General features: G+C 32.6%; 9 protein-coding genes. 4 read left to right on the forward strand and 5 right to left on the reverse strand.

Going from position 1 to position 10,000, the window contains the following annotated elements; translation table 11 throughout:
* A partial coding sequence (locus tag LDL23_RS07280; RefSeq protein WP_291265109.1) for a carboxypeptidase-like regulatory domain-containing protein occupies positions 1-1,137 on the forward strand: 1,137 nt, incomplete at its 5' end.
* Between the two features lie 50 nt (positions 1,138-1,187).
* Here the strand turns inward: LDL23_RS07280 and LDL23_RS07285 are convergent.
* From LDL23_RS07285 to hpt, 5 genes are all read right to left on the reverse strand, one after another.
* The gene (locus LDL23_RS07285) at positions 1,188-3,335 is read right to left on the reverse strand and encodes a S46 family peptidase (protein ID WP_291265110.1); all 2,148 of its coding nucleotides are present in this window, start codon (positions 3,333-3,335) and stop codon (positions 1,188-1,190) included.
* A 184-nt stretch (positions 3,336-3,519) separates the two neighbouring features.
* Positions 3,520-4,530, reverse strand: a complete 1,011-nt coding sequence (gene obgE, locus LDL23_RS07290; protein ID WP_291265111.1) for a GTPase ObgE — start codon at positions 4,528-4,530, stop codon at positions 3,520-3,522.
* A gap of 4 nt (positions 4,531-4,534) precedes the next feature.
* Positions 4,535-5,809: a hemolysin family protein gene (locus tag LDL23_RS07295; RefSeq protein WP_291265112.1), complete on the reverse strand. Its 1,275-nt coding sequence runs from the start codon at positions 5,807-5,809 to the stop codon at positions 4,535-4,537.
* A 119-nt stretch (positions 5,810-5,928) separates the two neighbouring features.
* Positions 5,929-6,501, reverse strand: a complete 573-nt coding sequence (locus LDL23_RS07300) for an adenylate kinase (protein ID WP_026725666.1) — start codon at positions 6,499-6,501, stop codon at positions 5,929-5,931.
* Positions 6,502-6,531: 30 nt separating this feature from the next.
* Positions 6,532-7,062, reverse strand: coding sequence for a hypoxanthine phosphoribosyltransferase (gene hpt, locus LDL23_RS07305; protein WP_291265113.1), 531 nt, complete (start codon positions 7,060-7,062; stop codon positions 6,532-6,534).
* 108 nt (positions 7,063-7,170) lie between these two features.
* Between hpt and LDL23_RS07310 the strand changes: the two genes are divergently transcribed.
* From LDL23_RS07310 to purE, 3 genes are all read left to right on the forward strand, one after another.
* Complete coding sequence (locus LDL23_RS07310) at positions 7,171-7,707, forward strand: hypothetical protein (RefSeq protein WP_291265114.1); 537 nt, start codon at positions 7,171-7,173, stop codon at positions 7,705-7,707.
* Between the two features lie 71 nt (positions 7,708-7,778).
* Complete coding sequence (locus tag LDL23_RS07315) at positions 7,779-8,933, forward strand: 5-(carboxyamino)imidazole ribonucleotide synthase (RefSeq protein WP_291265115.1); 1,155 nt, start codon at positions 7,779-7,781, stop codon at positions 8,931-8,933.
* A gap of 319 nt (positions 8,934-9,252) precedes the next feature.
* Positions 9,253-9,735, forward strand: a complete 483-nt coding sequence (gene purE, locus LDL23_RS07320) for a 5-(carboxyamino)imidazole ribonucleotide mutase (RefSeq protein WP_008254544.1) — start codon at positions 9,253-9,255, stop codon at positions 9,733-9,735.
* Positions 9,736-10,000 lie beyond the last annotated feature (265 nt).

A 10,000-nucleotide genomic window follows, 5' to 3' on the forward strand; every position in this document is an offset into this window, starting at 1 on the left:
TTTCCCTGTTTCTCACAAGTTCTTTTTGAAGGTGTCATTAAAGATGCTGCAACCAAAGAAGTCTTACAAGGAGCCTCCATTTATGTTCCAAATTCTTCTCGTGGAACTTACAGTGATTTTGAAGGAAAATTTAGTTTAGAGCTTCCCATCACAACTAAGGAAATTATAATTAGTTATGTGGGATATATCACCATAAAAACGGGTCTGAATCTATCCGATGGTAATAATATTAATAAAACCATTTATTTAAGAGAAATTAAAAACGAATTAAATGAAGTTGTTTTCATCAAACAGAAACATGACAAAAATTGGGAAAGAATGTTTGAAATTTTCAAAGCAAATTTTATAGGAAACAGCGATATTGCTAGAGAAGCCGAAATTTTAAATCCTGAAGATATAATCTTAAATGAAGAAAAAACTCCTGAAAAATATAATCTAATTGCTAACGCAAATAAACCATTACAAATTAGAAACAAAGCTACCGGTTATGTCATAAGTTATGAATTAATACAATTTAATCATACTGTTATTGGGCAAAATCAAATATTTACTTTTTATTTAGGATACCCATTCTTTAAAGACATCACAAAAGAAGAAAAGCTAAATCCTAAAAAAATTTCAAAAAACAGATTAGAAGCCTATTTAGGTTCCTCCATGCATTTTGTTAGAGCCTTATTTAATGAGAAGTTACAGGAAGAAGGGTTTAGTGTGAGAGAACTAATCAAAGTGCCAAATCCAGATTATCCTGATGAAAAAGAGGTTGAAAAAATAGTTGCAAAAGCAAAGCTTACTAACGATTATTCTCTAATTAGAAAATTACCAGAAAAAGAAATCAATAAATTAGGAACTATTCCTTTGCCTATTTCTAAATTTACAATTCAAGAAAACGAAAAGAAATTTATAAAATTTGACAATTACATTAACGTAACCTATACTAAGGCTGCTCCTGATGAAAAATTTTTAATTTTTACCACAAAAGAAAACGCAAATTTTCAAGTCTCGCAATTAAAAAATGAAGATGAAGCTGTTGAATATTTTGCTGATGGAAATTACTACAACCCCGCCAACCTATTTTTTTATGGCTATATGGGTTGGAAAAAAGTTGGCGACATGTTACCTTTTGACTATCAACCATAAAAAAAACGACCTGATTTCTCAAGTCGTTTTTTTTATTATTTGTTTAGAAATTACTTCACAATTGTCATTTCGTCTACAATGTGTTTAGCTCCTGAGAAATTCTCAATTACCCATAACACGTAACGAATATCAACGTTGATTGTTCTTTGTAATTTTTTGTCGAAGATTACGTCACCAGCCATAGCTTCGATGTTTCCGTCGAATGCTAAACCGATTAATTCACCTTTTCCGTTTAATACTGGAGAACCTGAATTTCCACCTGTAATATCGTTGTCAGTTAAGAAACAAACGTGTAAAGATCCGTCTTTATCTGCATAACGACCAAACTCTTTTTTAGCATTCATTTCTAATACTCTTGTAGGTAAATCAAATTCTAAATCACCTTTTTTGTATTTTTTAACTTGACCTGCTAATGTAGTGTAGTTATTAATTGTTGCATCATTACGTTTGTCAGCTGGTAAAGAACGAACTTTTCCATAGGTTAAACGTAACGTTGAATTTGCATCTGGATATTTGATTTCTCCAATTTTAGATTCTCTCAAACCTTCTACTAATAAACGGAAAGAGGCACCAAAATCATTTTGCGCTTTTATTAACTCATCACTTCTTTTTCCTAAATGAGTTATTAAATCATTTGATAAAACATATAATGGATCATTTACTAATAAAGCTTCTGTTGGTAAATCTAAAAATGCTTTTACTTTTTCTTTTGAAGTAAAAATACTTAAATCGAAAGCTGCATTAACATATTTAGTGAAATCACCATTGTTTTCTTTAGCTAATTTTTCTACCATTGGAGCTAAAGTATATCCTGCTTTTTTTGAATATAAGCTCAATTGTGCTGCTAAAATATCTTTCTCTGCTGGAATATATAACTCTTTATACATTTCGTCTACCATTTCTAAAATAGTCGGAGCCATTTCAGCACGTTTAGCAGCATCTGCTTTTACATAAGCATCTAATTGTCTTCCTAAAGTTCTTCCAATAGTTCCAAAAGCAGAAGTTCTGAATAATTGTTGTAAATAATTATCATGACGCGATTTCTCATTCGTCATTTCATAATATTTATTAATTGTAGGAACTACATTTCCATATTTTGCTTTATTCTCTGGTTTATTTGCCCATTTATGAAATTTAGCTTCTTGAGCCGCTTTCGTTTTAGCAGTACCAAATTTTGATAACGCATCAATCATTCCTTGACGGTTTTTCCAGTAGTTGGCTACTCCTGCAAATTTAGAAGCATAGATAAGGTTTAAAGCATCCGACTGAACCATGTATTTTTTCATGTTGTCCATACCTACTTTTGAACCTTCAACCCATGCTGGATAAGCAAATTTTACGTTTTGCTCAATTCCACCTGCTGGCATCCAACGGTTAGTTCTACCTGGATAACCTAAAATCATTGCGAAGTCATTCTCTTTAACACCACCAATATTTACTGGTAAATAATGTTTTGGTTGCAAAGGAACATTGTTTGTAGAATATTCAGCTGGATTACCGTTTGCATCAGCATACACTCTAAACATAGAGAAATCTGCTGTATGACGTGGCCATTCCCAGTTGTCTGTATCACCACCAAATTTTCCTAAACTTTCTGGTGGAGTTCCTACTAAACGAACGTCTTTATAATCTTGGTAAACGAAATAATAATATTCATTTCCTTGGAAAAATGGACGAACAGAAACCGTATATTTCCCACCTTCGTTGTTTTCTTTCTCAATTTTAGCGATTTCAGCATTGATAGCTTTTTCTCTATCAGCTTCGCTCATTGAAGGATTTACAACAGATAAGATTCTTTTTGTACAATCGTCCATACGAACAAAGAAACGCACATATAAACTAGATGGTTTTAATTCTTCTGCTCTGTTTTTTGCCCAATACCCATTTTTTAAATAGTTTTTTTCTGCTGAAGATAACTCTGCAATGGCATCATATCCACAGTGGTGATTGGTTAAAACTAATCCGTCTTTTGAAATCATTTCAGCAGTACATCCACCATTAAATTGCACGATTGCATCTTTTAAACTGTGGTTGTTGATACTGTAAATTTCTTCGGCTGTTAATTGCAAGCCCATTTTTTGCATGTCGCGGTGATTTAAACGCTCAATGAACATTAAAAACCACATTCCTTCATCTGCTTTTACCGAAGCTGGTACAAGCATAATTGCAGAAACGACAAATAATAATAATTTTTTCATAATAAATCTGTGTTCTTTTGATTTGTGTGGCGAATATACTTAAAAATACGATTTCGATAAAATTATCATTTCAAAATCAAGTTAGATTGAAGCAATTTTAACTTTTTATTATAATAACTGCATTAAAAACAAAAAAGCACCTTCAAATAGAAGATGCTTTTTCTTACGTTTATTTTTAACTTTTTTATTTTTCTTCAGCATTTAGCATTTGCCACAATTTGTCTTTCAACTCTTGTAAACCTTGTTGGGCAACCGAAGAAATGAACATATAAGGTGTTCCTTTAAATTCCTTATCCAATTGTTTTTTCAATTCTGCTTTTAATTCATCGTCTAACATATCGCATTTTGAAATCACAATCAAACGATCTTTATCTAACATTTCAGGATTGTAACGACGTAATTCGTCTAACAGAATTTCGTACTCTTTTTTAATATCATCGGCATCCGCAGGAACTAAAAACAGCAACGTTGAATTACGCTCAATATGACGCAAGAAATAATGACCTAAACCTTTTCCTTCTGCTGCACCTTCAATAATTCCAGGAATATCAGCCATTACAAACGATTGAAAATCTCTGTACGCTACAATTCCTAAATTAGGTTTTAAAGTGGTAAACGGATAATCAGCAATTTTTGGCTTAGCCGAAGTTAAAACAGAAAGTAATGTTGATTTTCCAGCATTTGGAAAACCTACCAAACCTACATCTGCTAATACTTTTAATTCTAAAGTAACATCCACTTCTTTTACCGGCATACCAGGCTGTGCATAACGAGGCGTTTGATTGGTTGAACTTCTAAAATGCCAGTTTCCTAAACCACCTTTTCCTCCTTCTGCTAAGATTTTTACCTCATCGTGTTCTGTAATTTCGAACAAAACATCACCTGTTTCTTGATCTTTTACAACCGTTCCTAATGGTACTTCAATGTATTTATCTTCTCCGTCATGTCCTGTACTTCTTGAACTTCCTCCATCGCCTCCGTGACCTGCACGCATGTGTTTTAGAAATTTCAAGTGAAATAACGTCCAAAGGTTTTTATTTCCTTTAATATATACGTGTCCACCGCGACCACCATCTCCACCATCTGGTCCACCTTTTTCAATAAATTTTTCTCTGTGTAAATGCGACGACCCTTTTCCTCCCTTTCCGGAAGAAACATATATTTTTACGTAGTCTACAAAATTTCCTTCTGTCATTGTTTTATTCTTTTAAATTGGTGATTAAAACTTTATCAATTTTAACACCGTCCATATCGATAACTTCGAACTCTAATTTGTTCCAAATTAACTTTTGTCCTTGTTTTGGGATTACTCCTAATTCTGTTATGATTAATCCACTTACTGTTGTTACTTCGTAATCTCCTATTAACTCATCCATATCGAAATAAGTTAGGAAATCGTGTAGCGAATAATGTCCGTCAACTAACCACGAACCGTCTTCTCTTGCTACAATTTTAAATTCGTCTTCATAGAAATCAGCCGCATCTCCTACTAACGCTTCTAAAATATCATTCAATGTAATTATTCCTTGAAAAACACCGTGTTCATCGGTAACCAAAGCATAATGCACTTTTGAAACCTTAAAATTTTCCAATGCTTTATATGCCGACGTTTGCTCAATAAAATATACTGGTTCTTTAATTATCGATTTTAAATCGAAATTTCCTTTTTCAAAACTGGCAAACAAATCTTTCAACAAAACGATACCTTCTACATCGTCTAAATTATCCGCACATACTGGATAAACCGAATGCAATTCATCTAAAACTTTCGCTTTGATTTCTTCAATGGAATCTTCATAAGACAAATACACAATTGAATTTCGGTGCGTCATTAATGAATTAACTTTTCTATCGCCAATATGAAAAACACGTTCCACAATATCTTGCTCAATTTCTTGAACTTCACCTACTTCAGTTCCTTCTTTTATAATGGCTTTGATTTCTTCTTCTGTAACTTTTCCGTCAGCTGTTGGTTTAATTTGCAAAAGTTTCATCAAAGATTCAGTTGAAATAGTCAGCAACCATATAAAAGGCATTGTAATCGTAGAAACTAATTTCATGGGAACCGCAACTGCTTTTGCAATTCCTTCTGGATAATTTAAACCGATTCTTTTTGGCAATAATTCACCTAAAACTAAAGAGAAAAATGTTAATGCCACTACTACAATTCCCACAGCAATAGATTCCGAATACGGTTTTAATGCTTCAAAAGTAGCTACAAAATTTCGTACATCGGTAGTAATTTTATCTCCCGAATAAATACCCGTTAAAATCCCAATTAAAGTAATTCCGATTTGAACAGTAGATAAAAATTCGTTTGGCGAATTGGCTAAATCCAATGCTACTTTCGCATTTTTATTTCCTTTTTTAGCCGCTGTTTCTAATCGGTTTTTACGAGCTGAAATCAATGCGATTTCCGACATTGAGAAAACACCGTTTAAAATAATCAGAAAGAGAATGATTAAAATTTCCATAGTTAAAATTATAAAAAAAGAGCTAAAATCCCAAATTACGGAAATAGCTCCTTTTCTGTGTGCAAATATCGAAAAAAAAATCGAAAGCCCGAAATTTATCTCAAAGCCTTATTTTTCAATTAAAATGTGTCTAAAACCAAACTTAATCTTTCGGTTACTTCTTCAATAGATCCAATACCATCGACTGCGTAGAATTTGTGTTGCGCTTTGTAATAATCCATTAATGGCGCGGTTTTTTCGTTGTATTCTTGGTAACGATTTCTGATTTTTTCCTCATCTTGATCGTCTGGTCTTCCTGAAGTTTTTCCTCTTTCTAACAAACGTTGCACTAAGATTTCATCATTAGCTTCCAAAGCAACTGTTGCAGTAATTTCTTGATTTTTACCTTCTAAAAACTTATCTAAAGCTTCTGCTTGTGCAATTGTTCTTGGAAAACCATCAAATAAAAACCCTGCTGCTTGTGGATTTTTGTCTACTTCGCTTTGCAACATTTTAATAGTTACTTCATCTGGAACCAAATCACCTTTATCCATAAAAGTTTTAGCTAATCTACCTAATTCCGTGTCATTTTTAATGTTGAATCTAAAAATATCACCAGTTGATAAATGTACTAAATTGTATTTGTGCTTTAAAAAATCGGCTTGTGTTCCTTTCCCTGCTCCTGGTTTACCAAATAATACGATATTGATCATTGCTTTGTTATGTTAAGTTGTAATAGTTAGTTATTCTGATAATTGATATACGTCTTTTAAATTTCTTCCTAAACCATCGTAGTCTAAACCATATCCTACAATAAATTTATTTGGAATTCGAATCCCTACATAATCTAATTTAATATCTTTTGTGTAGGCTTCTGGTTTAAAAAATAAAGTCGCAATTTTAAAATGTTTTACTTTATGATGTTTTAAAATTGCTTTTAATTCTTCCACCGTATTTCCAGTATCTACAATATCTTCTACGATAATTACAGAACGACCTTCTAAACTTTGGTTCAAACCAATCAGTTCTTTTACTTCGTTTGTGGTTTTTGTTCCTTCGTACGATGCCATTTTTACAAATGAAACTTCGCAATTGTGACTGTATTTTTTCAACAAATCGGCCACGACCATAAAAGCGCCATTCAAAACTCCAATAAAAACAGGCACATCATCGCAAAAATCATCTTCAATTTGTTTGGCCATGTTTTCAATGGCGAAGTTAATTTCCTCTCCCGAAATAAAAACTTCAAATTTCTTATCGTGTAGTTGTATCACTTTAGTTAGATTTAGAAATAAACAACAAATTTAAGAAAGTCAAATGAATAGCTACAAAGTATTTCAACTTTTTTGCAAATTTGATATATTTACCGAATGAAAAGCCAAATGTATCAGAAAATCGAAGAAAGCACTTGTCATGTAGCCAGCCGAAAAATGGTAAGCAATTTTGCCATGAAAAACGAAAATCATCTCAATGAAATGATACAAATTGCTTTTGATACAAAAGATGAATTGCATGTAAAAGCATTTTGGAGTTTAGATTTGGTTTGCGAAAAGAAACTAAAACAATTTATTCCTTATATTGAGGATTTCTGTACTATTCTTCCTAAAATAAAAGACGATTCGGCATTACGACCAGCGACTAAAATTGCTTTCTTTTTAGTGAAAAGCAATCACAGAAAAAACGGAATTTCTCTCACACAACAACAAGAACACAATTTAATCGAAGCCTTAATTGACCGATTGATTCAAGACGAAAAAGTAGCCGCAAAAGTGTATGCTATGAAAGCGCTTTTTGTATTTGGAAAGAAATACGATTGGGTTCACGAGGAATTAAAAACGATTATTTCTCAAGATTATTCCAATCACAGTGCAGCTTACCAAGCGGCAACTCGAAATCTTTTGAAAAAAATCAACAAGTAACAAATTGTTAATTATCAATTGTTAATTATCAATTGTCTGAGTATCTTTGCGCAAACAACAACTACAACGAAATGAATTATTTTTCTTCTGATTTTAAATTAGGAATTTTAGGAGGAGGTCAATTAGGAAAAATGCTTTTGACTGAAACTCGAAAATTCGATATTCAAACTTTAGTTTTAGAACCAAGCGAAGAAGCTCCAGCACGATACAGTTGCAACGGATTTTACAAAGGCAGTTTAATGGATTTTGATACCGTTTACCAATTTGGTAAAATGGTCGATTTGTTAACCATCGAAATTGAAAATGTAAACCTAGACGCTTTAGATAAATTGGAAGAAGAAGGATTACCGATTTACCCTTCGCCAAAAACCTTACGTTTGATTCAAAACAAAGGAAAACAAAAAGATTATTACGTTTCAAACGATATTCCTACTTCGCCACACCAACGTTTTGTTGATTTGAACGATTTAAGAAACGCTTTAGCAAAAGACGAATTAGAATTTCCTTTTGTATGGAAATGTGCTCAGTTTGGTTACGACGGAAATGGCGTTAAAATTTGTCGCTCCGCATTAGATTTGGTAAAACTTCCTGATGTAGAATGTATTGCAGAAGAAATGGTTCCGTTTAAAAATGAATTGGCAGTAATTGTGGCTCGTTCGGTTTCTGGAGAAGTGAAAACCTATCCAGTAGTAGAAATGGAATTTCATCCTGAAGCGAATCAAGTAGAATACGTAATTTGTCCAGCACGTATCGATGAAAAAGTGGCTCAAAAAGCTACTGAAGTTGCTTTGAAAGTTTCGGAAGCTTTCAATCATGTTGGATTATTGGCTGTTGAAATGTTTCAAACAGAAGACGATGAAATTTTGGTAAATGAAGTTGCACCAAGACCACATAATTCAGGACATTATTCGATTGAAGCGAGTTATACTTCGCAATTTGAAAACCATTTACGTGCTATTTTAAACTTACCTTTAGGAAACACCGATAGCAAAGTTGCCGGAATTATGGTAAATTTGGTTGGTGAAGAAGGTTATTCTGGACAAGTAGTTTACGAAAACATAGAAAAAATCATGGCGATTGATGGCGTAACACCTCATATTTACGGAAAAAGAGAAACGCGACCTTTCCGAAAAATGGGTCACGTTACGATTGTAAATGAAGATATGACCGAAGCGAGAAAAATTGCGGAGGAAGTTAAGAATTCAATTAGGGTAATTAGCCAATAAGACAATGTGTCAATTTGAAAATGATAAAACATTTTTTTAAAATAAGTTTTTATTCGTTTGTCACATTTTGTGTATTTAACTTTAGTTTTCTACTAATTCAAATTTATTTTAGATTAAAAGTTAAAGAAATCCCTGAAATCAACATTGGCTTTCCGTTTAATTTCTATTCTATTTTTTGGTTAGATGGAAATGACTTACATCATGGTGCTGATTTAAAAAAATTTATTTTCAACTTAATAATATTTTGGCTAATAGTGTTTTTATTTTATTTATTGAAAACAAAAAATTTTAATTTAACAACAAAACATAAACAACAAAAATGAGCAAAGTAGCCATAATAATGGGAAGCATTTCGGACATGCCGGTAATGCAAGAAGCCATCGACATATTAAAAGGATTTGATATCGAAACCGAAGTAGATATTGTTTCGGCACATCGTACACCTGAAAAACTATTTGATTTCAGTAAAAATGCACACGAAAGAGGTATTTCAGTAATTATTGCTGGTGCTGGCGGTGCGGCTCATTTACCTGGAATGGTTGCTTCTATGTCGCCACTTCCTGTAATTGGAGTTCCCGTGAAATCTAGCAATTCTATTGATGGTTGGGATTCGGTTTTATCAATTTTACAAATGCCTGGTGGCGTTCCTGTAGCAACCGTTGCTTTAAACGGAGCAAAAAATGCTGGAATCTTAGCCGCACAAATTATCGGAAGTTCTGATAAATGCGTTTTAGATAAAATAATAGCTTACAAAGAAGGATTGAAACAAGCCGTTTTAAAAGCTTCGGAAGGATTGAAATAAAAATAGAAAATCCCGAGTTATTACTAATTCGGGATTTCTACTCACAATTAAGTGACAACTATAAAAAAATTCTACTCTCTCTCTGTTTGGGGCAAAAAGGATGTTCCTACATCATTTCATCGACAAAATTATACACTTTATCGGTAAAAACAAATTTTTATGACACTTTTTTTAAAAAAATTTACAACAAAATACGATACGGCGCCTTTTAGTAAGATTAAACTTTCAGATTATAAAGAGGCTTTTGAAAAAACAATTGAATTAG

Source organism: Flavobacterium sp. (assembly GCF_020217025.1).
Lineage (GTDB): Bacteria > Bacteroidota > Bacteroidia > Flavobacteriales > Flavobacteriaceae > Flavobacterium.